Raw genomic sequence first — 24,419 nt, 5'->3', positions numbered from 1 at the left:
TTTAAATTTTATCAAAACTTACTTCATTGTCCTTAAAGATAAAGTCGCAATTAATAAGCGCCTCATCACTTTTAAAAGCCGCATCAAGCGCTACGATTTTTACGGGCAAATACTTTATCATCTCTTCCGCATCTTCGGGTTCAAAGGGCGGGTCTATGGCTATAATCACTAAGACATCGCCTTCGCTCTCGCCTATATAATAGAATTTTTTTCCATTGATTGATAAAGGATAAATTTTTAAATCCAATGGCCAACCATATTTAAGTATGATCTCGAAGATAATATCTTGATGAGAGCGCTCGGGATTCACCCCCCGCAAAATATGATCCAAACGCATTTGCAATTGTTCTTTAACATCAAATGCATTCGGATCAATCGGGCTATCGTCCCATATAGAAAAGTTGGAACTATCGAGCTCTAGCACGCGAAATCCGGTGTCTAGAGGCTTCTCGCTTGTGAATTCTGCTTCATGCTTTTGCTTGATTTGTGCACCAGCGCGACGAATACGTTCGCTACCTATATCGCAGATAGTTTTATAACCAGCCTTATAAGCTTCGCTCTTCTCATCACACAATTCAGGCAATTGCACCATGATGAATTTGCGATTTCCACCATCTTCGGCATTCAAAGCCATCACTGCATGCGCTGTTGTACTAGAGCCAGCAAAAAAATCGAGAATGATGTCGTTGTCGCTGGTGCAAATGTGCTTTATTAAATACTCAAGCAGCGCAGTAGGCTTTGGATACTCCAACAATTTCGCACCCAACAATTGAATCAATTCTGAAGAGCCTTTTTTGGTACTCCCAATCTCCAGAGGCAGCACTGTTTTTGGATGAACCGTACCTCTTTCTTTTTCATAGCAAACACGACCTTGCGCATTAAAATAAAATCGAGTGACTCTTTGTCCCTTACTATCAAAAGTTTCTTTTCCGCCCAGCCAGGACATAAGTTGGTTCCTCATAGCCCACCCTGCTTTAATCGTTACATCTTCCGCTAATAAGCCATTCTCAAAGCGCAATTTACCTGCAACAACATATTGCTTCTCTAACCCCCCCAACTCATCAGGAAACTCTGCATCTGTTCCTTCAAATTGAATGCTTCCTTTAGGAAACAATACTTCACTCGCTGGATTTGCAGCCGAGATTTTTTTTACTGCCCTATCACTGATAACTCCACCGTCTAAATCTTTAAAATAATTTAAGGCTGTCTTATATCTTGCGTAAACAAGAATATATTCATGCGACCGCGTGAAATGCCCTGCTTGCGTTCCGCTAGACAAACTCCACACCAATTGCGCGACAAAATTCTCCTCGCCAAACACTTCATCACAGAGCTTACGCAAATTATGCACCTCGTGATCATCTATTGAGATAAATATCACCCCATCGTCACGCAATAAGGTCTGTGCCAAACGCAAGCGCGGATAAATCATATTGAGCCACGCCGTATGAAACCGCCCCATTGTCTCAGGGTTTGACTTCGTTGTCTGCTTGGTCACTTCCTTATATCGCGCCAATGGGTCTTTAAAATCATCATCATAGATAAAATCATTCCCCGTATTATAGGGCGGGTCTATATAGATCATCTTCACTTGGCCAAAATAAGCCCGCTGGATAAGTTTTAACACTTCAAGATTATCGCCCTTAATATAAAGATTATGTGTATTATCAAAATTTACGCTCTCCTCGCGCTTCGGGCGCAATGTCGCAAGTGATGGCTTTTGCGCAAGCTTTAAACTTGCTCCTTTGCCCTTCCATTCAAATTTGAACTTCTCAAAATCATTATCAATATATTCGCCGCATAGATTAAGAAGCTGATCTATATCCAGCTTTCCCTCAGCAAAACATTGCGGAAAGACTGCTTTTAACTTTTCTATGTCTGGATTAATAGGGCTTTGACTCATGCCCTCTATTTTATCTTCACCCGCTATTATACTCATCTTTGCGCTTCTCCGTTACGCTTAGTATAAAATATGTCTATGAATATTTCTTTTGTACGTCGCAATTCCTTTTATCCTATTTATTTCTATATCCTCTGCAAATTTACTTTCATGAAAAATGTCGTATAAGCTGTTCTCTTTATTTTTTAAAGTTTCTTGTGCTTGTTTTATTTCTTTTTGCTTACGTAAATCAGCTAGATCAATTCGCATTACCACATTTTGATCATTTTGCTTTTCTTTGATTTACTTTGCAAAAGCAATAATTTCGCGCTCTAAATTAGCCACTGTTTGGCATAATAAAGACAGCGATTTTATATTTTTATTGTGTGCTATTATGGCACTTACAAATATTATCAATAAGCTTATCAATTGGCACAAGCACATCCAAGTACTATCACTGCCAACGAAAACATAAATTTCTTCATCATTTATTTCGACGCAATAAAAACCATTTCACAAGGGATTATGTCAGCATCCACTTCTAGTTTTCCCTTGTCCGCACAAGCAAGATTTGCTAAAATACCTTTTACGGAAGGTAAAATAAAAACACCCTCAAACGCCCCCACCAGCAGGCTGAAAATCCTTCCCATGCCATAAAACGCTTTGCCTTTATAGGTTTTATACTGTGTGTCAGATTCATAATAAAATATAGCTCTTATCATTTTGTCCCTGAGTGATTTGTATTGCCTTATCAATCATATAATTAGGCTCATGTACAAACCATGATTTTACAATCTGCCATAGGAATGTATTAATCTCTTGCACTCGCTCCTTAAATATATTGCGGCATGATTTTTACATTATCAGCAACGTTGGTATTAATTGCCAACCTTCATGACGGTAAGCTTTAACAAAGCTTTCGTCTGCTTCTTTTTGTCGTCCCGTCAGTTAAACTCTTGCTTTAAACCTTCTTCGTTTTACGTCTATATATAGCGCCGCGTATTGGTTTTATCGCTTGTTTAAGCACCTTTCTTGTCCCCTGTCATCCTCTCATCCCCGCCTTACAAGGCTAAAAAACAAATGGCCATTCCAATTGATGCCGGTAATATGCTTGGCAATAACTTTCAAGCTTTTGTAAATCTTGCCCTCATTGATAGCCTTTTGGCACCACAAGCACATGATGGGTTTGTCCTAAATAATCGTCACTGAAATAAGTGTGCCATAAGGCTTTGGGCTCCTACATTGACGTATACTTTACTGTGGCTATTTCTTGCTCTAATTGTTTACAACTCATTGTCTAATCCTCTCAAACACATGAATGTTCTATTTCCTCGATTAGTCCAGAAAATAGTGTGTGTTCACAAAGTCAGACAAAAGTGCAATTTATTCTTTTGCATTGGATAGCTCAACTCCCTCCACGCTTAGAACCAATAAACCTAAGCTTATTGCTGCTATAAGTTTACCGCGCACCCAAAACGAGAAATTTATATCCTATTGAAAAAATAAATTTAGAAGATCCCTTCTTAAACAAAGTCTCGACTAAATAAGATGGTTTGGGCATTTTTAGCAAAAGAGATAAAAATTCACTATCTCAAGGATCTTAACTACGTTATCGATCATACGCAAAAAAAGGTGAGAAGTGCAGATTTCTAAAAGAAATGATAATAGTCTTATAAAGAGAAATGGTACTGCAAGCGATACATCGGTTCGAACGTTCTCTTTAAAAACACACCGTAATTACAAGCGGCTTCAAAAAACAGCCTTACTAATATAATATTAGCTAGAGGGTTACATGTATATCGCAATAATAATGCACTCATTCCCGCAAGAGTACTCCACATATTATGGCGTAGACTGTACAAACTCTGCCGCTCTTGCATACTCAGGCGTAAGGCCACTTAGTCGTATAGCAGCCGCAGTTTCAACGTAAAATAGCGGACGCTTCTGTATCATAATACTTGACAGAAGCATCAACAGCTAAGGATATAGGAACTAATTTATATTTTTTCGAAATGTTATATATAAATTTAATGTACCGCCCCAAAACACACCATCAGTGAACCCACTTAAAAGACCAAAAAGAAGATTAAAATCAAATGCATATTTCAAATCAGGTTCAATATTGAGAAAAACAATCAATGTGAATTTGATGACAAAAGCGATAAGAATAAATATCAGCGTCAACGGCGTACCATGCCGAATAATTAAATCCGTTCCCTCTTTGATTTTTAAACGCGGAGTGGCACGCCAGAGCAACCAGCCAACGCCAACGCCGATCATCAGCCCTGCCAACATAGAGACTGCTCCCCAGCGCGGGAACGCCAGCTCGTTAATCACATCGCTTGCGCCCAAAAAAAGAAAGACTAACGGCAATAGAAAAAGGCGGTTAACCTCCATTTCCCTATCTTTCAATGCTATTATTCCCCTCGCAATGAGAAAAATAAGCAAAATCCAAGCTCATAAAGGGGTTCCGGTCAGAATGTTAAACAATGACATATTATGCTCCATGATGTTTGATGCGATAAAAATATTGCATGATGTTAGGAAGATATTTAGAAAAAAGAATACCAGTACAAATTAAACCCATAGTGACCAACCAAATCTGCGGGGTCCATGTAAAAAAAGCCACTAGAAGGCCATTGGCAAAAAAGATGATTACCCAAATCCATGTAATATATTTATTGATGAGATAAAATAGGATATGTTTGCGTTTTTCTTCAGAAACACCAGCACTGGCATAAAAAATGGTAAAGGGTTTCTTTACCAGCAAGCTAATCAATGAAACCAGAGCAAGTGACAGATAGCAAAAAACTGTGGGGTAGTTCAGTAAAAGTGTAGACCATCCAGTGAAATAATTAACAAACAGGACAATAACTGTCAGAATGTTAGTAATCATCACGGGTTCTCCCTGCCGGACNGCATCCTCCTTTTTATATTTGATAGAAAACTTACCGCAAGTGCTTCGTTTTTTAGTTTCCGTATGAATATAAAAAACGCCACCCGGTTCATACTCTGTATCCTGTTTAATGGTCAACTGATAGGTATCTCCCGGATAAACTGCTTCAATGAACTTTACTTTTTTCAGCGCAACAGATGCGATATTTTTCGTCCTACCCTGCGTGGCTAAAGCCAGAACCATCTCAATCAATAGTGAACCAGGACATACGGCGCGGGAGGGGAAATGTTCCTCAAAAAGCGGGTGATGCGCATTAAAGGAAAAAGTACAAGAATCTCCGGTTACGGAGGAAATCTTATATAAATCGCCTAGTAATGGAAGAGCGACTTTCTGAGAACACGAGCCAAGGAAGCAGACCTTACTGACCATGATGATTGCCTGCGCAATAACGGCCTTTCCATTGTCATATGTGCTAGCCTTACAGTGAATACGATAGGCCTCATTAATGCGTTCAATATGTCCTTCAACGCATAACCGATCGCTATCAAAATGGGTGGAAGAGAAAAACTGTTCAACCATAACAGGGAGATAGCGATAAGTGAGATCCGAGTTTTTAGCCACCATGGTGGCGAATCGAACTGAAAACTGATGCAAGGCTTCGAGTAACAAGCCCTGTTTCAAATAGTTATGGGCTAAATTCCAGTGAGAAATATCGATTTGCCCGCAAGCACGCATCGGTGCGGTTAAGGTGATACTCTGACATATACCCAAGAAATTTGGCTCGGTGTGATGCTTTATAGCCATAATTTGGGGACCTTTTTATATTTTTTTCATAAATCCTTTGATGATAAACCGAAGGAATGAGCACTAAACCGCGCTTGATAGTGCGCGAGAAGTATCGGCATACGACAAACGAAAAAAGCCAACAATCCCAGCTCAGGAGAAGCCCGATGTTTGCAATTAGAAAATCGACATTGGGTTGCAGTCCTGTATTGTCCGAAATAGATCGCGCAAGCGAACTGAAGGGGCGCATAGGCACCTGAAAGCGTGAAAAAAAGAAATCAACTCGGACATCCCGTTGCATAATCGGGTGACCAAACCCTGACCAGGGTTTGTCTTTGCAATAATGCGTTACCGCCGCCTCAAGATTCCCGGCTTCAATCTCATGGAGAACACTAGAAAGTCGCATGATAGCATATTTTCAGGCTCCCATATGCACGGGGCCAGTGGCACAAAACCCACCGATTAGTGCAGAAATGACGTCGCTCTTGGTACACCAATTGCGCAATAAAATACTCTTCGCCGAACACTTCATCACAGACTTTGCGCAAATTATGCACTTCATGATCATCAATCGAGATAAAGATTACCCCATCATCACGCAAGAGGCTCTGCGCTAATCTGAGCCGCGGGGTAGATCATATTCAGCCACGCCGTGTGAAACCGCCCCATTGTCTCGGGGTTCGATTTTGTCGTTTGGCGCGTCACGTCTTTATATCTTGCTAGGGGGGCTTTAAAATCATCTTCATAAACAAAATCATTCCCCGTATTATATAGGGTGGGTCAATATAAATCATCTTGACATCTTGAAAATAAGCCCGTTGGATAAGCTTTAAGACTTCGAGATTATCGCCTTTGATATAGACATTATGCGTGTTGTCAAAGTCTACACTTTCATCAAACTTAGGCCGCAACGTTGCCAAGGAAGGCTTTTGCGCAAGTTTTATAGACTTGTTCCCTTGCCTTTCCATTCAAACTTAAACTTCTCAAAATCATTGTCGATATATTCACCGCATAGGTTTAAAAGCTGATCTATATCCAGCTTGCCCTCCCGAAAACATTGCGGAAAGGCGGTCTTTAACTTATCTACGTCTTGCTCTTGTGGGCTTTGGCTCAAGCCTTCTATCTTCTTCTCATCCGCTATAATCGTCATATCGGCGCTCCCCTACGCTAGAATAAATATAAGATGCTATATTCTGCCATAATAACAAGTTTGTGCATAATAAACAATGGATTAGATGCGACTTATAATGTCTTCTCAATGAAGTTCGTCGGTTCGTATCTTGTCTGCTCCCCATGAGGTGCATTCGAACTTCAGAAAGGGCTATTTTTATAACAGCTTGAAAACAAAGGGGAAAATGAGTCAATGCCTTCTGCAACAAAGTCTCCGCTCTTTTAGATAAATTGGCCATTTTTGGCAAAAAACGCATAAAATCACCCGCGCAAGGTCTCTGCTCCGTGACGGCTCAAACGCAAAAAAGCCCGCCAAGCACGGCTTTTAACCGCCTCACAAAACGCCAAAAATAAGAATTAGAAAAGTTGTAACAAGATAAATGGTACGGTTGGTGGGATTTGAACCTACGACCTCTGGTGCCACAAACCAGCGCTCTAACCAACTGAGCTACAACCGCATAAAATAAATGTATCATAACTGTTCACGATTTCGTAAACATTTATTCTTACGCTTATGTGACATAAGGAAGATCAACAAAGTTTGCAAGCCCCTTTAAAAAAATCTCGCAATTTTTTGTGAAGAAAAAAGCGTTTTTTACAAAGGAAATTTTGCCCAATGCTCAAGACTATGATCACGATAGCTTTTTATGTTATCAACTCCATCTTGTTGCATCATCTGCAAAATCTCTTGCAGAATAGTTATGACAAGATCTGGACCTTCATAAACCATCCCACTATATAATTGAATTAAATCTGCACCGGCTTTTACTTTTTCCAAAGCGGTTTGTGCGTCCTTTACACCGCCAACACCAATAATTGCAATCTCCTTCCCTAATTTTTTACGCATTTTTGCAAGCACAATAGTAGAACGCTCAAAAAGTGGACGTCCAGAAAGCCCACCCTGTTCATTACTGAAGTGACTATTGCTAAGCCCCTGGCGTGAAAGAGTTGTGTTAGAAACAATCAGTCCATTAAAATCAGAAAGTTTTATTTCTTCAGCAACATCATCTAATTCTTTCTCTGATAAATCGGGAGCAATTTTTAAAAAAATAGGAATGGAGAATCCATGCTTGTTCTCTTGCTCATTTCGCGCTTTCGAAACTGCACTCAACAAAAGATGCAAACTGTCACGGGCCTGTAAATCACGTAAACCTGGTGTATTAGGAGAAGAAATATTAACCGTAAAATAATCAGCAACATCATAAAAATGAACAATACCAACAGTATAATCATCAATCTTATCGACCGTATCCTTATTGGCTCCAATGTTGACTCCTATAACACCAGTTTTTTTACACGCACGCAATCTATTGTAAACAACTTGATGTCCGTCATTATTAAAACCCATTCTATTAATAATCGCTTCATCTTCTTTTAAACGGAAAAGCCGTGGTTTAGGATTTCCAATCTGAGGCTTTGGTGTCACTGTCCCAATTTCAGTAAAACCAAATCCTAAACGAAAAATACCATCTACAACCTCTGCATTTTTATCAAACCCCGCTGCAAGACCAATAAAATTTTCAAACTCAAGACCAGCAACAGTTACACACAAACGTTTGTCGATAACCTTTTGACAACCATTTAATCCACTTTTCAGCCCGAGAATCGCTAAACCGTGTGCTTGCTCTGGATCCAACATAAATAAGGCAGAACGGCCAATACAACGAAAAAAACTCATTAATCCTTCTCCACAACATAAAAATGATCCATCGCACCTCACCTATATCTTTTAACACAAAAGATTTCCAATCAAAGAAAGCATATTATCCAAATAATATTCCCCTTCTAGAAGAAAAATCATCATATAATAGCCATACATGTTTATATTGATATATACTGTGTAAAGAACTTTTTATTCTTAAAAAATGTTTCTCTTTTTCGACATTTTTTAAAGATTAAAATATGAGTCCTAATCTTATAAAATGCAGCATGAATTGAAACATCAATGGCTCTTTACCATAGTCATGGTTTTGTGGCATCTTATGCAGGCAAGCTCATAATTCTCTTAAATATGCATGCAAATGCCCTCTATTCCCAAAGTTCCTCTGTGTAATATTGTTTCCAACAGAAACAAAGCTTGTTCTATAAAGCTATTTTTTTCCTAGCATTTATAGGATACATGGTTCATAAAAACATCTAAATTCATACTATTGTTGCACCATTTATTAGCAACAGAATGTTCAATCAATTTGTACTCTATTGATAGAATTTTGAAGAATCTGCGTTGTTTCCTTTGCCATTTCTGATGCGTTAAATACAATTTTGCATCTATTAAGTGCTCTGTCTAACATATATTTTAAGTAATGACAGTTGATTGTTGAACTCACACCTATCATACCAACGACTTCCAAACCAAAATGATCTTGCAAACCCTAGAGCTCTGCTATTTATAAACTGATACAATCTTCCAGCAGATGAAATGTGTTTCTTCCATCGGAATTATCTCCATTTTAGCTCATGCAACCCAGTACAAATAGCTTTTAGATAAGCCATAATGCCCTCCTAATTTCTATTATCGCTTACTAAATTAAGAGGAATTAAATTATAAGTTTTACTGTGGTATTGTGTAAAAATCTCTCTTTTTAATGTTAACATAAAAATCTTGAGGCAATTATATAAATTCAGCTACAGTTTTCTACTTTCTGTTGAAAAAGCAGATATAGTTTTTATTAAAAAAGCTTTTTTCTAGGAAAAGTTCTATGTACATTCAAATAAAGCCCTAAAATCCAAATAGAACCCTAAAGCTCTTTATTAAACCTTATAAAGTCTTTGAAAATAATATTAATATTGTAATATAATCATAAAAACAAAATCTGCCCTTTCCTTTTTCATCAAAAGCGGTAAATAAATTACCGTATATCACTTACATAAAGGGGAAAATGCAATGCTTAAAGAATTCAAAGAATTTGCCCTAAAAGGTAATATGATTGATCTTGCTATCGGTGTGATTATAGGGGGTGCTTTTGGTAGCTTGGTCAACTCAATTGTCAATGATATTTTTATGCCAATCATTGGATTGATTACAGGTGGAATTGATTTTTCTAATATGTTTATTCAACTTGCTGGCGAAAAACAAGCAACATTGAGTGCCGCCAAAGCAACTGGAGCAACCATTAGCTATGGACACTTTATTACTTTACTTATCAATTTTCTCATTATTGCTTGGGTGCTTTTTTTATTCGTTAAAGCTATGAATAAAATCCGTAGAAAAGAAGAAGCAAGCCCCCAAAAAACGTCTTCAGAAGAACAACTGTTAACAGAAATTAGAGATCTTTTGGCTAAGAAAAAATAATTTTATGCAAGATTTACATCATGGAACACGAGGAAAAAACATTTCCACAGTTGTTCCGTAATTGGGTTTGGAGAACAGTAAAAATTGTCCCCCTCTTTCTTCCACCATTGCTTTACATATTGGGAGCCCTAAACCTGTTCCCATAAAAGCGCTATCACCAGATCGGCCATCCTTGCGCTCTACTTGACCATAAGGTTGCAGTGCCTGTATAATCTCTTCTTCGTTCATCCCTATACCATTATCACTCACTGAAATTTTTACACGTTCTTTTCTATAAGAAACGTGAACAATAATCTGTCCACCCAAAGGTGTAAAACGAATAGCATTGGAAAGAAGATTCCATATAATCTGGCGAAACACTTGTTGTGATACAGGAATAAATGGAACATGAGGTGGAGCAACAATACGCATGATAATACCGTTCTGATTGGCTTGAGTCTCAAGAAAAGCTATCGTCGCACGTAAACAAGATATCACATCAAATGTTTCAGAAATAAGGGAAGAATCAATCTGGTTATCGGAACCAGAATAATTTATCTTCGAGCACTCTAGTAATTGATTAATCAGCAATAATATATGTTTTCCAGAGGAAATAATATCGCGTAAATATCCATGATAGCGCTCATTTTCTATCGAACCAAAACGGCCTTCTCTCATAATTTCTGCAAAACCAATAAGAGCATTCAAAGGTGTTCGTATTTCATGAACAACTCCAACGATTTTATCCTCTTCTGCTTTTTTTTCTCCTGACGGAACTGTTTGTGTCCTATCACGCAACATAACAGCATAATTTCCTTGCTTTGCCAAAAATACAATCGTTATCAAAACGGTTATATTTTTATGATTTTTCGTCATTAAATCAGCTGTTTCTCTGCGATTTAAAACCTGATTTTTTCCCTCCATGCGGATTGATTTAAAATATTTTTCAACCAAAAGTCGGCTTTGAAAAGTAAATAATGAAGAGAGTGGCTGTCCTCGCAGTTCATTTATTTCATAACCCATTAATGCTAAGGCTGCCCTACTCGCTGATTGAATAAAGCCTTCTTCATCCAACCATAAAACACCATCTGTTGCTGTATCCAACAATGATAAAACTGCAACGGGCTCTTTTACGAGAGCTTGTTCTATAGCATTTACCGGCAATGTTTGTGCATATGGTAACTGAATAGCTGTTTCTTCAACTAAATTTTCTTCTTTTACCGATGAATTCAATTCATCACGCAATTGCTCTGCAATTTCACGAAAAGCTGAGCGTTCTATCTCCGTAAGACATGGCATTTCTGTTTCTAGCTTTTCATTTCTTTTTTCTTGGACTTTTTTTTGTATTTTTAAAACACCAAAGCCACGAAACCCCTTAAGCTGCTTTTTAACATCAAAAATTGGCAAAGCCGACAATTCAACATCAAGCCATTGTAAGCAACCATCAACAGGCCATTGAACAATCTCTTTACTCCAAGGCATAGCCGCTTCAATAAAACGACTGAGAACCAGATATCGATCATCATTAAATTGATGAGCAAGTTCATGAAAACTACACCCTAAAATAGAGGAAGAGAGAGGGCCAACAACTTCAGCTAGCTCTTTTGAGACTTCACAAAACAAACCATTGTGATCGATTTCCCACGTAAAAGGCCGTGGCAAAAGCTCTGGTGTAAAACGAAAAGCTTCTTGCTGAGATTTTAATTCATTTGTATTTAACTTTAACTCATCTGCTTTTAATGGCATAACTAAAACTAAAAAGTGTTGGATTTACTCTCAAATGAATAATGCTAATTTGTTTACAATTATCTGTTCTGGTTAAAATAACTTGATATCTCATATAAATTGTCTGTAGCAAAATTTTGACTGTTTCATCAACAAAACAAGAATAAAAAGAAGCTTCCAGCTCTTGTTGCTTATTCACCCATTATGTAATAAATCTTGTTACAATAATGGTAACATCTCCCTCGCATAAATAGTACTCAAAAAGAATACACTTATTTTACACATTCATGCGCCTTTTTTGAAAAGACATCTCCCAAGATCCCCAAGCTTATTTTACGACGTCATCTGTAAATGGTGTAATGTAAAAGTCCCTATAGAGGATATCAAGGCATTGTGCATTACCATTTTTATACTTATAAAAGAGCTGGTTAGCACCATCATTATACTAATTTCAGCCCCTAATGTTACCCAATAGTTCTTGGCATTTAAAGGCATTCATACAAAGATCTTTCTTTCATTAGAATCGCTACAAAAGAACAAACAAAAAATATACCACCGCACTATTTTATTAAAAATTTTCTCTGTAAAAAAGAGAACACAAATTATCTGTCTTCATATAAAGATTTGTTTAATTTCTTTATATTCCAGATCATTTAGAAATGTTAAAATATCTCATAATCTCCTTTGATATCAGCTTGTTTACCTCATCAGAAGTCTTAATACAAAAGATCGCTTTTGCTTTATTACTCTCCATTTAAATTTTTAATATTATATAAAAAAATAAAACAAGCACATTTAAATAATAACTGTCAGATATTTAAAAAATTGCATATTTTTAAATGCGTTTGTTTATTTTCCTTCATTGAGTAAAATTTCACGTTTTCCAACATGATTAGCGGCTCCAACAATGCCTTTTTCTTCCATCCGCTCGACGAGAGAAGCTGCTTTATTATAGCCGATTGAAAGTCGGCGCTGAATATAAGATGTTGAACATTTTTTATCACGCATAACAATTTTTACAGCTTGGTTATAAAGTTCCTCACCCTCTTCATCAAAATTTTCTTCCTCAGAAATTTCAGCAGCTGAATCAGCAGAAGTATCCTCTTTGTTATCGTCTTCATTATCCGTTACCGTTGCCAAATAATCAGGTTTTCCTTGCATTTTAAGATGTGCAACGATGGATTCAACTTCTTCATCTGAGACAAAAGGTCCATGAACGCGCACAATGCGTCCACCACCTGCCATATGAAGCATATCCCCCTGACCTAAAAGCGTTTCAGCACCTTGTTCACCCAAGATCGTACGACTATCAATTTTTGATGTTACTTGAAAAGAAATGCGGGTAGGAAAGTTTGCTTTAATTGTACCTGTGATAACATCAACAGAAGGACGTTGCGTTGCCATAATAAGATGAATACCTGCCGCACGCGCCATTTGCGCTAAGCGCTGAATGGCATTCTCTATCTCTTTCCCTGCCACCATCATAAGATCAGCCATCTCATCAACAATCACAACAATATAAGGAAGCTGCGTGAGATCCATGGCTTCTTCATGATAAAGCATTTCCCCTGTTTCCTTATCAAAACCCGACTGAACAGTACACATGATCGTTTCGCCTTTTTGAGCTGCAAGTGCAACGCGTGCATTAAAACCATCAATATTACGCACACCCAACTTAGCCATTTTGCGATAACGCTCTTCCATTTCACGAACCGCCCATTTTAAAGCTGTTACTGCTTTTTTGGGATCTGTGACAACGGGTGTTAAAAGATGTGGAATGCCATCATAAACAGAAAGCTCTAACATTTTAGGATCAACCATGATCAAACGACACTGCTTTGGTGTCATACGATAAAGAATCGACAAAATCATTGTATTAATTGCAACAGACTTGCCTGATCCTGTTGTTCCTGCAACCAATAAATGAGGCATTTTTGCTAATTCTGCAATGACCGGTTCACCATTAATCCCCTTCCCCAAAGCAAGAGCAAGTTTAAATTCACTTTCACGAAAAGAACGTGTTTGGATTAATTCCCGTAAATAAACGGTTTCACGAACCGCATTGGGTAACTCAATCCCGATAACATTACGTCCAGGAATTACAGCAACGCGTGTAGAAATAGCAGACATAGAACGCGCAATATCATCAGAAAGATTAATAACGCGCGATGACTTTACGCCCGCGGCGGGTTCAAATTCATACATTGTTACCACTGGCCCTGGATGAACATGGATAACTTCACCCTTAATGCCAAAATCTTCCAAAACACTTTCCAAAAGTCCAGCACCACGTTCTAATGTTTCTTGAGGAATCATCGTACCTTCATGAAAAACAGGTTCCTGTAATAAGTTGATCGGAGGAAATTCATAAACATCACAGTCAATAGATTGAATATTTTGCATAAAAGCAGAATCATAATTACCTAATGGCATACGAGTAGATTGCAATGTTTTAGTTTTACTGTTTGCTTGCATCACAGAAAAATCTTTTGAATTCTTTGTGACGGCTTTGTTTATACAATCAACAGTATTATTGGCGACAGTATTATTGCTATTTTCAGTCTCTATACTCGCCCCTGCATCGCTTAACACCCCTGTATTACTTAACGTATGAGCAGAATCTTCAACAGAAAGCTTAGAATGACTCTCTTTAGTAGTATCATTATTTGTATGCATTAAATCAGAAATTTTCTCAACGCCTCGCATCCTTTCCGCTGGAGATTCTGATGTAATTGAATCATAGAGTTGTGGAAAGCGGAATTCAAGAACACGGTAAAGAGCCGTTATTGACTCATCAAAGGCTGTGGGAATATCCGGTGTAATTTCATTTGTCGTATCAATTGATATTCCATCCTCTTTTGACGTTTGAGTCTCCACATGTTCAAATATCAAAGATTCACACTCAAAAAATGCATCATCGGAAAGATGCAAAGCAGGTTTTATTTTTTGTAGCACATTTTCCACTTGTAATTTACGTTCTTGTTCATCCTCCTCAAGTGGAATATTTGCTGACGGCATATGAATAGCTTGTCGTGACAACTGCTTCAGAACCGTTGAATGACAAACTGATGTTTTATTCTCTATTGATTGAGGATTAATGACTTTTTTTGTCGAAAGAATATTGGTTGTTTTCTTGTTACAACGTACAATATCTGCATCTGTAATTTTTTTTTGATCTTGCTTCGTAAAAATTTTAAACTGTTTTGCAAAAACTGGATCTGTTTCTATACGACGACGCAAAATCTCAACTTCTGGGGTTCTCGTGAAACGGACGTTTTTTCCGAGGGCAAATGCCTTTTTCCACACTTCCGGATAAGGAAATATCTCAGTAATCTTAACAGATAAATCTTCTCTTGATGCACCTTCCGTACTATCATCAGAAAAAGAAGACGTAGAAATAGATTTTGTTTTCGAATTATGCATGGCACCCAACAAATTTATAGCAATGAGAAAAATAACCTTTTCAAAAAGAATTCGTAGAAACTATCATACGAAGGTTAATAACCTTTTGCTGATGGTTACTTTTTAATGAAAAAAATAATGCCATAATACATATTCATAATCTGCCTTTTGCATATTTACGATATAAATTGCTCAGTTTATGGTGTCATAGAGCTTGTATTTCATTTGTTTTGAAGAAAACTTCATGATAAAAAAGCTTCAAGAAAATTGTCTATGCCTCTCTTTCTCTCCCTTTGCATAAGAGAAACTAGTCTCAATAATACCTAGTCTCAATAATACAATGAGCATTGCTCTATTGAATTCTCCATGCTCAATTATCACGATATAATCTAATTTCTCGCGTTTTTATAAGATTACCCTTGTTATCCTCGTTTAAAAAGGCTTAGACTAAGACAATCATAATTACATAAATACAAATAGAAAAAAGGGAGTGAATTATGTTTAATAAACGGAAATTTTATATCAATGGTCTATGGGATGAGCCAAGCATTCCTCACGATTTTGACGTCATTAATCCATCAACAGAGGAGGCTTGTGCTGTCATTAGCCTTGGAAGTACAAAAGATGCCGATAAAGCAATTAATGCGGCTAAAGAAGCGTTTCAAAAATGGAAAACAACGTCACCAAATGAGCGTCTTGGATTTGTTGAAAAAATTCTAGAGATCTACGAAAAACGTTCCAAAGACATGGCAAAAACCATTTCAATGGAAATGGGAGCACCAATTGATATGGCGCTTAATGCGCAAACTGCAACCGGAAGTTCCCATATTCGCAATTTTATCGAAGCTTATAAAGAGTTTTCGTTCCAAGAAACTTTAATAAAGGGAAATGAGCAAGCAATCCTTCACTACGATCCTATCGGCGTCGTAGGATTAATTACGCCATGGAATTGGCCCATGAATCAAGTAACTCTTAAAGTTATTCCTGCTCTCTTGGCTGGCTGTACCATGGTGTTAAAGCCCTCTGAAATTGCGCCTCTTTCTGCTATGCTTTTTGCTGAATTTTTAGATGAAGCCGCACTTCCAGCCGGTGTTTTTAATTTAATCAATGGTGATGGTGAGACTGTCGGCTCTTACCTCTCTGCACATCCAGATTTAGAAATGATCAGCTTTACTGGTTCAACTAGAGCAGGAAAAGATATTTCTAAAAATGCCAGCGCTACTTTAAAAAGAGTCTGTCTGGAACTTGGTGGAAAAGGAGCGAATATTATCTTTGCTGATGCCGACTCAGATGCTATTCAACGTGGTGCACGACATTGCTTTTATAATAGTGGACAAAGTTGTAATGCACCGACTCGTATGCTTGTGGAACAGAGCATCTATGACAAAGCCATAAAAATAGCCAAAGATATTGCAGAAACAACAAAAGTAGGACCAAACTGCCAAGAAGGAAATCATATTGGACCTGTCGTTTCAAAAAAACAATATGATAAAATTCAAGATCTTATCCAATCGGGAATTGATGAAGGTGCAACTCTTGTTGCAGGCGGGACTGGTTTACCAAAAGGAATGGAACGCGGTTATTATGTCCGTCCAACAGTCTTTGCTGATGTAAAACCTCATATGCGTATTTTTAAAGAAGAAATCTTTGGTCCAGTTCTCTCGATTCTTTCTTTTAGTACAGAAGAAGAAGCCGTCGCTTTAGCGAATGAGACTGAGTATGGTCTTACAAACTATATTCAATCGCAAGATCGCAACAAATGTCGTCGTATTGCGGCACAAGTACGCTCTGGTATGGTAGAAGTTAATGGACATGGATTACCCAGTGGAAGCTACTTTGGAGGTGTAAAATTTTCTGGGCGCGCTCGTGAAGGAGGACATTGGGGAATTAAAGAATTTCTTGATAGTAAAGCAATTTCGTACTGGTAAAATCTTATTAAAAACTTAATAGGAATCGTATGGTAATACAGAAAATAACGGATGAAGGTGCTCTTGGGCAACGTCTTGATCAGTGGCTCGCAAAACAATATCATGATGTGCTCTCACGTTCGCGTTTGCAAACCCTCATCCGTGAAGGCTGTCTTAAAATTGATGGTCAATTCATAAAGGAACCAAAAACAAAATTAAAACCTAACCAAATAATTGAATTGGAAATGCCTGACCTTCGTGATGCAGAACCTAGCGCTGAAGCCATTGCATTGGACATTCTTTTTGAAGATGATCATGTCATTGTTATTAACAAACCAGCTGGTCTTGTTGTTCATCCTGGGAATGGCAATTGGACCGGTACATTAGTTAATGCCCTTATTTACCACTGTGGGAATAGTTTATCTGGTATAGGTGGTGTTAAACGCCCTGGCATTGTCCATCGTCTTGATAAAAATACAAGCGGTGTTATGGTTGTTGCAAAAAATGATCTAGCTCATAAAAGTCTCAGTGCTCAATTTTCTGATCATGGACGTACCTGCGCATTAGATCGACGCTACCATGCCTTGATTTGGGGAACACCTCAGCGCAATGTCTGGACAATTGATGCATCACTTGGCCGTTCGCCCCATAACCGGACAAAGCAAGCTGTCATCCATAACCAAAACCCTTATGCTCGTCATGCTGTTACACATGTTTCTCTGCTTGAAAAATATGGCTCTCATGCAGACTCAACATCTTTTGCTAGCCTTCTGGAATGTCGCTTGGAAACTGGACGCACCCATCAAATCCGTGTTCATATGACTCATATTGGGCATCCACTCATAGGCGATACAGTTTATGGAAACGCTTTTAAAACAAAATCAAACACATTCAACCCCACTATTAGAAATGCAATCGATCAATTCAACCGACATGCACTCCATGCTGCAAGTCTTACTTTTGAACATCCTTCTACCGGTAAAGTTATGTCGTTTTCCGCACCACTGCCTCAAGATATGGCTAAACTTATTAAACTTTTTAAAAAAATGAATTGAAACTTTTCCCCTTCTGCAAGATTTCACAATAAAATATCTTTTTTTGAACAAAATTGAAAAATATGCTAGAGTGAGGTTATGAGGATAGTTAGCTATCTAAAACATAGAATTTGCCTTATCAGGGAATTCAAACAAAAGGAGGGTGCTATATGGCCCATATGAATTTATTATCAGTAATGACAGGTGATGGTGGTTTAAACCGTTACTTGGAAGAAGTGCGTCGTTTTCCAATGCTTGAGCCAAAAGAAGAATATATGTTAGCTCAGCGTTACCGTGAGCATAATGATCTAAAAGCTGCGCATAGGCTAGTAACCAGCCATTTGCGTCTCGTAGCTAAAATCGCGATGGGATATCGGGGCTACGGACTTCCCATTGGGGAAGTCATTTCAGAAGGCAATGTTGGACTCATGCAAGCTGTTAAACGTTTCGAACCAGAGCGGGGTTTTCGTCTTGCGACCTATGCAATATGGTGGATTAAAGCATCAATCCAAGAATATGTATTGCGCTCTTGGAGTTTGGTGAAAATGGGGACAACAGCTAATCAAAAGCGTTTGTTTTTCAACCTTCGTAAGTTAAAAAGTAAACTTCAAGCACTTGATAGTGGCGATCTCAATGCAGAACAAGTGAAAAAAATTGCAATCCAGTTGAATGTCACAGAAGATGAAGTTGTATCAATGAATCGTAGGCTTGGTGGTGATACTTCACTCAACGCACCAATTCGAACAAAAGAAGGGGAAAACAGTGAGTTGCAAGATTGGTTGGTGGATGAATCTAACGATCAAGAACAAATTTTAATTGAAAAAAGTGAATTAGAAAATCGCCGTTCCATGCTCATAAATGCCATGGACAATCTCAATGAACGCGAAAAGCGTATATTTAAAGCGCGTCGTTTAAACGATGTACCACTAACCCTAGAAGAACTCTCTGGTGAATTTAATATTAGTCGAGAACGAGTAAGACAAATTGAAATGCGTGCATTTGAAAAAGTGCAAAACTCTATCAAAGATTCTACTTTATCTCAAAGTCAAGTATAAAACCTAGAGTTAAATAAAGCCAATGGTTTGCACATTCTTTAAATGTGAAAATGAAAAAAAGCATGCCTTGGCTTTATACTTGTAAATTAGCCTATCGAATTCTTTAAGTTATTGATATGTAAAGCTTTATTGAATATATTTGGTATATAATTGATAAAGACGGTCGTAGAAAATTCTTCACAGCCGTTTATTTTTTTGCATCTATGTTTTATTTTTTTGACCAAGAACTGTTAACTTATCTTGTTGTGCAAGCCATTGTCCAATAACTTCATTAAAAATAGACTTACCTGTTGGTCCTTTTGCAAAGGTTAATTCACTTATACGCCCGTTTTTATCCGTTAACACCAAACGCATCCAATCTAATTCTCGCATCAATTGTAAATTTCGATCAAGAAATGGATGATTACCACTCAATGCGACAAGAAAAAAGTCATCGTTAATCTTTGCAGCAATGGTTCTTGTTAAAGCCTGTCCAATGGATTGTTCACTTGCTTTAAAGGTTAATGCTTGAACATTGCTTATAGCTTTACCTGAAAATTTATCAGAAAGAATAAAAACAAGGTCCATAATATATGCAGCAGGAAATGACTGATCGGTATTACGACGTAAAATTAACCGTAATGATACCCCTTCATCAGGAATTGTTATATCACCTTGTATAGTTGTTTCTTCTGGAGCCCCCTTCACTTGAGATTCTTTTATAAGCGTCCAGCGAGCACTTCCCGTTGCTATCTTTTCTGCATCATAATTTGTACGTGCTTGATAGAAAACAGCTTCACCTGATTTTTCAAGCGATTGCAAATTGCTATCAACAACTGTTGAGAGTACTTCTTCATCCGAAGAATCTATCGCTTGTTTTAAACCAACATCAATTTCACTTCCATCCTCTAATAAGCGTTGTGTTAACTTTCTCTTAATTGGAAATGCCTTTGGTACTCTGTGAGAAGCTTGAAGATTCTCTTCTAAAAACTGATGATCATTTGATACAAATACACGCTCACCAACAAAAAAAATACCAACAATTAAAACAACAAAACTAACAACAGAAACAGCACTTATTACAATACGCCTTTGCACTAACGATTTATTAGCACGACGTAAAGCCTGAGAAAAAATGTGCGAAACAATATGCGGATTATCTTCCTGCGAAGGAGAAATCTTTAACACACTGCTATTAACATGCTGAGAAGGCACATCAGCCTCCATATTAACAGGCTCTGCATCTGGTATATCTGATACACAAAGCTCATCAAATACCTTGTTATCCTTTGAACGCGTAACAAAATCCTGTTTTCTTTTTATATTTATCTCTGAAAATTCATTATTCTTTGGTAATATAGTTTTTTTTGTATATTTCTTATCTTCATTTATATTTGTGGGATTCCACCCAATAACTGAAGAAAGCCGCTTCTTTTCAACTGCTAAATATTCTCCTTCAACAGTTGCAATAGAACTTTGAAGAATCTTTCTCTGTTCATCCGCTATTGCTTGTGGTATTTTTGCTGTTAAAAATTGATGTTCTAGTGTTTCGGTAGCACGCTTATAAATCCGCTTACGCACTTGTGGTGTAATATTATTTTGTGCATTAATTGTCTTTTTTAAGATTCCAACGAAATCTACCATTTCCTCTATAATCTCTCTTAAACTGAGAAAAAATCAATAGTAAAGCCAAAAAACTTTATTTTAGCCTTCTAAATTGATTGCCACTTAATATTGGTACAACTATCGCAATAATGTAAAATGAATATGAAAAATAAACAATGCTATTTTGCACCTTTCTCTCACGTGCTCTTAAAAACTTTTTTGTAAAAAGAGACAAAAACGCACAGAGAACATATATAGAAATCTAAAAATAATAATCAATTAACAAAGGGATCCGTAATAAGAATAGTATCTTCACGCTCTGGACTTGTGGATAATAAAGCCACTTTTGTATTAATCAGTTCTTCAATATAGCGTATATATTTAATAGCCTGCACTGGTAAATCTTCCCACCTCAATGCATGTGCTGTTTCTTCCTTCCAACCTTCTAATGTTGCATAAACAGGCTTCACCCGATCCTGAGCTCCCATGGAAGAAGGTAAATAATCAATTCTTTTACCATCAAGCTCATAACCAATACAAATTTTTATTTCATCCAAACCATCTAAAACATCAAGTTTTGTCAATGCTATACCTTGAACACCGCAAATTGTTACCATCTGACGTACTAAGACAGCATCAAACCAACCACATCGACGCTTTCGACCCGTTACAACACCAAATTCATGTCCACGCACTCCCAGAAATTCACCAATATCATTTATCTGCTCTGTCGGGAACGGCCCTTCTCCAACGCGTGTAGTATAAGCTTTTGCAATACCCAAAACATAATGAATTGCATCAGGTCCCATCCCCGAACCTGTACATGCTTGCCCAGCAACTGTATTAGATGACGTTACATAAGGATAAGTTCCAAAATCATTATCTAATAAAGCACCTTGCGCACCTTCAAAAAGAATGTGTTTCCCTCCTCGATAACCTTCATCTAAAAGACGCCACGTACAATCCATAAAGGGCAAAATTTTATCCGCAACTTGCATCAATTCATCATAAAGTGCTCGAGAATCAATCTCTGCAACACCCATCCCACGACGCAAGGCATTATGATGCCTCAAAAGCCGCTCAATCTTAGCCATAAGTGTATCTTTTTCTGCTAAATCCATCACTCGGATAGCACGACGTCCCACCTTATCTTCATAAGCCGGTCCAATACCACGCTTTGTTGTACCAATTTTTAAACCAGATAAACCGCTTTCTCGAATTGCATCAAGATCACGATGCAAAGAAAGAATCAAAGGAGCATTTTCAGCAATACGCAAAATTTCTGGTGTGATTTTTACACCCTGATCACATAGTTTTTTTACTTCTGCAACAAAATGATGAGGGTCAACAACAACACCATTGCCTATAATTGATAACTTGCCACGCACTAAACCAGACGGTAAAAGTGATAATTTATAACTGACTCCATCAACAACCAATGTGTGGCCAGCATTATGCCCCCCCTGATACCTCACCACGATATCTGCTCGCTCAGATAACCAATCTACAATTTTACCTTTGCCTTCATCACCCCATTGTGTACCGACAACAACTACATTGGCCATAACTTTCTCCGTCGTGTTTGGTTAAAAAAACCAGCATTCAAAAACAAACACTTCTTTATAACGAAACCTTAGAGCAAGTGCGACTCCTCATTTCAGATTTTTCTCAATCTTCAAGTGATTAAATTTTCAAATTTATGATAATAAAGATAAGCAAATACCAAAATATTTTAAATCTGTTATTTTTGCTACAACAAAGTAAAAAAAATAGAGATTTTAATTTGTGCGTATCCAACACCTGACAGAGCATTCATTCTCTCTCTTAATCTTTTACAATTCACGTAATATTTAGATGCTGTCTGTCTGATACAAGAATACGAAAGATCATCATAATCTCTCGTATCCTTTTTTGTTTAAAAATACGTTGTGAAAATCACCAGTAATTATTTAAAGCTGTGCTTTTTCAACTTGGAACGCCCACTCAAGCCATTGTGTCAAAATTTCAAGATCGGAAGCCTCAATTGTTATACCCGCCCAAATTCGAAGCCCAGGAGGAGCATCGCGATACGAACCGATATCATAAGCAACCCCTTCCTCATCAAGACGTTTCACAACCGCTTTTATAAAAGATACTCGCTTTTCCGTATCCAAAGCAGTAATCACTGGATCCACAATATCTAAACAAATAGCGGTGTTAGAACGCACTTCAGGATCTTTTGCCAAATATTCTAACCATGGCGTTTTGCGAACAAAAGCATCAAGTACAGAAAAGTTTTTCTCAACCCGTGCTCTTAATGCCGCTGCACCTCCTAGAGACTTTGCCCACTTCAACCCATCAAGAAAATCCTCAACACAAAGCATAGAAGGTGTATTGATTATCTTTCCTTTAAAAATATCTTCGTTCAATTTTCCATTTTTTGTCATATAGAAAAGTTGAGGCATAGGCCAAGCTGGAACATGATTCTCAAGCCTCTCAACAGCACGAGGACTTAAAATCACCATACCATGTGCAGCCTCACCTCCCAAAACTTTCTGCCATGAAAAAGTAACAACATCTAATTTTGAAAAATCAAGATATTGCGCAAAAGCTGCCGATGTTGCATCACAAATGGTCAATCCAGCCCGTTTATGCGGAATGAAATCCGCATTAGGAATACGCACACCAGAAGTTGTCCCATTCCATGTAAAAACAACATCCCGATCAAAGTCAAGTTGTGTTAAATCTGGTATTTCACCATAAGGAGCTTCAAAACGACGCACATCAGAAAGCTTTAATTGCTCGACAACATCTTTATTCCACCCAAATCCAAAACTTTCCCACGCCGCCATATCAATGCCACGCTCACCTAATAGAGACCATAGAGCAGCCTCAACAGCACCGGTATCTGAACCGGGCATAATTCCTATACGATGATCAGAAGGAACCTCAAGAATCTCACGGGTTAAATTAACAACTTCAGCAAGTTTTAATTCTGCTTCTCTAGATCTATGTGAACGCCCAACTAATGCATTTTTAAGAACATCAAGAGTCCAACCAGGCCGTTTACTACAAGGACCTGAAGAAAAATTAGTATTATTGGGACGACTACTTGGTTTTTGTAACATTATCATTATTCTCCCCTTTTAGATGTTTTTTTCTTTATAAAGAAAAACAAATTATTATAAAGACTAATCAACAATCTTTTTAGAAAAAGTCAAAAATGTTGTCTATTATTTCGTATGCTTAAAATTCACGGAAACTTTATAAAAAAATCTTTCTTAATCATGCTTCTCGATTGATTCTTTTAATTTTTTTTCGTATCACCACCACGATAAGACAGCATTCTAATAACAATACACTAAAGTGTCCAATATACCTATCAAATTTATTTTATGATAAATATTCATTGATAACGCTCTAGAATAGGGAGATAAACTTATTAAAAAATCAATTATTTTTCTTTTGATGACTGGACAGAGAAAATTTTAATGTTATAACCGCAAACGCTTTATGTTTTTTATGAAGCATGCCCAGATAGCTCAGTTGGTAGAGCAGCGGACTGAAAATCCGCGTGTCCGTGGTTCGAATCCGCGTCTGGGCACCACTTTTTGTGTTGAACATATTGAAATATATAGATTTTTTCTTTAAATAGCTATTTTAAGGCCACCTTTTAGACCACCTTCTACAGTTTATATAATTTTACCTAATTTGTTCTTATTTGCTCCTTATTT

General features: G+C 37.5%; 15 protein-coding genes and 2 tRNA genes. 5 read left to right on the top strand and 12 right to left on the bottom strand.

Going from position 1 to position 24,419, the window contains the following annotated elements; all coding sequences use genetic code 11:
* Position 1 precedes the first annotated feature (1 nt).
* From ACFILU_RS06965 to ACFILU_RS06935, 7 genes are all read right to left on the bottom strand, one after another.
* Positions 2-1,939 carry a site-specific DNA-methyltransferase gene (locus tag ACFILU_RS06965; protein WP_375675370.1) on the bottom strand — a complete coding sequence of 646 codons (1,938 nt, stop codon included), beginning with the start codon at positions 1,937-1,939 and terminating at the stop codon, positions 2-4.
* Positions 1,940-2,367: 428 nt separating this feature from the next.
* Positions 2,368-2,601 (bottom strand): hypothetical protein, encoded by a 234-nt coding sequence (locus tag ACFILU_RS06960; RefSeq protein WP_375675368.1) that lies wholly within the window; start codon positions 2,599-2,601, stop codon positions 2,368-2,370.
* Between the two features lie 328 nt (positions 2,602-2,929).
* Positions 2,930-3,058, bottom strand: coding sequence for a DUF2924 domain-containing protein (locus ACFILU_RS06955; protein ID WP_375675366.1), 129 nt, complete (start codon positions 3,056-3,058; stop codon positions 2,930-2,932).
* An 813-nt stretch (positions 3,059-3,871) separates the two neighbouring features.
* Entirely contained in the window at positions 3,872-4,291 is a 420-nt protein-coding gene (locus ACFILU_RS06950) for a hypothetical protein (protein WP_375675364.1), read from the bottom strand.
* Positions 4,292-6,498: 2,207 nt separating this feature from the next.
* Positions 6,499-6,708 (bottom strand): hypothetical protein, encoded by a 210-nt coding sequence (locus tag ACFILU_RS06945; protein ID WP_375675362.1) that lies wholly within the window; start codon positions 6,706-6,708, stop codon positions 6,499-6,501.
* 401 nt (positions 6,709-7,109) lie between these two features.
* Positions 7,110-7,186 (bottom strand) — tRNA-His (locus ACFILU_RS06940).
* Positions 7,187-7,323: 137 nt separating this feature from the next.
* Positions 7,324-8,406: a quinone-dependent dihydroorotate dehydrogenase gene (locus tag ACFILU_RS06935; RefSeq protein WP_375630988.1), complete on the bottom strand. Its 1,083-nt coding sequence runs from the start codon at positions 8,404-8,406 to the stop codon at positions 7,324-7,326.
* Between the two features lie 1,206 nt (positions 8,407-9,612).
* Here ACFILU_RS06935 and mscL point away from each other — a divergent pair.
* Positions 9,613-10,020, top strand: a complete 408-nt coding sequence (gene mscL, locus ACFILU_RS06930; protein WP_375675360.1) for a large conductance mechanosensitive channel protein MscL — start codon at positions 9,613-9,615, stop codon at positions 10,018-10,020.
* Between the two features lie 18 nt (positions 10,021-10,038).
* Here mscL and ACFILU_RS06925 read toward each other — a convergent pair whose 3' ends face one another.
* Both ACFILU_RS06925 and ACFILU_RS06920 read right to left on the bottom strand, forming a co-directional pair.
* Entirely contained in the window at positions 10,039-11,745 is a 1,707-nt protein-coding gene (locus ACFILU_RS06925) for an ATP-binding protein (protein WP_375675358.1), read from the bottom strand.
* 828 nt (positions 11,746-12,573) lie between these two features.
* Positions 12,574-15,147, bottom strand: coding sequence for a DNA translocase FtsK (locus ACFILU_RS06920; protein ID WP_375675356.1), 2,574 nt, complete (start codon positions 15,145-15,147; stop codon positions 12,574-12,576).
* A gap of 476 nt (positions 15,148-15,623) precedes the next feature.
* Here ACFILU_RS06920 and ACFILU_RS06915 point away from each other — a divergent pair, with 476 nt between their 5' ends.
* The 3 genes from ACFILU_RS06915 (at position 15,624) to rpoH (ending at position 19,122) form a co-directional block, all read left to right on the top strand.
* A complete protein-coding gene (locus tag ACFILU_RS06915) occupies positions 15,624-17,054 on the top strand; it encodes an aldehyde dehydrogenase family protein (protein WP_375675355.1) in 1,431 nt (476 codons plus the stop codon).
* Between the two features lie 29 nt (positions 17,055-17,083).
* On the top strand, positions 17,084-18,088 hold the full coding sequence (locus ACFILU_RS06910) for an RluA family pseudouridine synthase (protein ID WP_273790356.1): 1,005 nt from the start codon (positions 17,084-17,086) through the stop codon (positions 18,086-18,088).
* A gap of 149 nt (positions 18,089-18,237) precedes the next feature.
* A complete protein-coding gene (gene rpoH / locus ACFILU_RS06905; protein WP_273790355.1) occupies positions 18,238-19,122 on the top strand; it encodes an RNA polymerase sigma factor RpoH in 885 nt (294 codons plus the stop codon).
* A 201-nt stretch (positions 19,123-19,323) separates the two neighbouring features.
* Here the strand turns inward: rpoH and ACFILU_RS06900 are convergent, their stop codons facing one another.
* The 3 genes from ACFILU_RS06900 to ACFILU_RS06890 all read right to left on the bottom strand — a co-directional run bounded on the left by ACFILU_RS06900 (position 19,324) and on the right by ACFILU_RS06890 (position 23,819).
* A complete protein-coding gene (locus ACFILU_RS06900) occupies positions 19,324-20,745 on the bottom strand; it encodes a hypothetical protein (RefSeq protein WP_375654418.1) in 1,422 nt (473 codons plus the stop codon).
* A 236-nt stretch (positions 20,746-20,981) separates the two neighbouring features.
* Positions 20,982-22,271, bottom strand: coding sequence for an adenylosuccinate synthase (locus ACFILU_RS06895; RefSeq protein WP_273790353.1), 1,290 nt, complete (start codon positions 22,269-22,271; stop codon positions 20,982-20,984).
* 384 nt (positions 22,272-22,655) lie between these two features.
* Positions 22,656-23,819, bottom strand: a complete 1,164-nt coding sequence (locus tag ACFILU_RS06890; RefSeq protein ID WP_375630981.1) for a phosphoserine transaminase — start codon at positions 23,817-23,819, stop codon at positions 22,656-22,658.
* Positions 23,820-24,216: 397 nt separating this feature from the next.
* Here ACFILU_RS06890 and ACFILU_RS06885 point away from each other — a divergent pair.
* A tRNA-Phe gene (locus tag ACFILU_RS06885) sits at positions 24,217-24,292 on the top strand.
* Positions 24,293-24,419 lie beyond the last annotated feature (127 nt).

The sequence above is a fragment of the Bartonella sp. CL100XZDX genome (assembly GCF_042195375.1).
Classification (GTDB): Bacteria; Pseudomonadota; Alphaproteobacteria; order Rhizobiales; family Rhizobiaceae; genus Bartonella.
The sequence above is the reverse complement of the archived record's forward strand: the minus strand, read 5'-3'. Positions and strand labels throughout refer to the sequence as shown.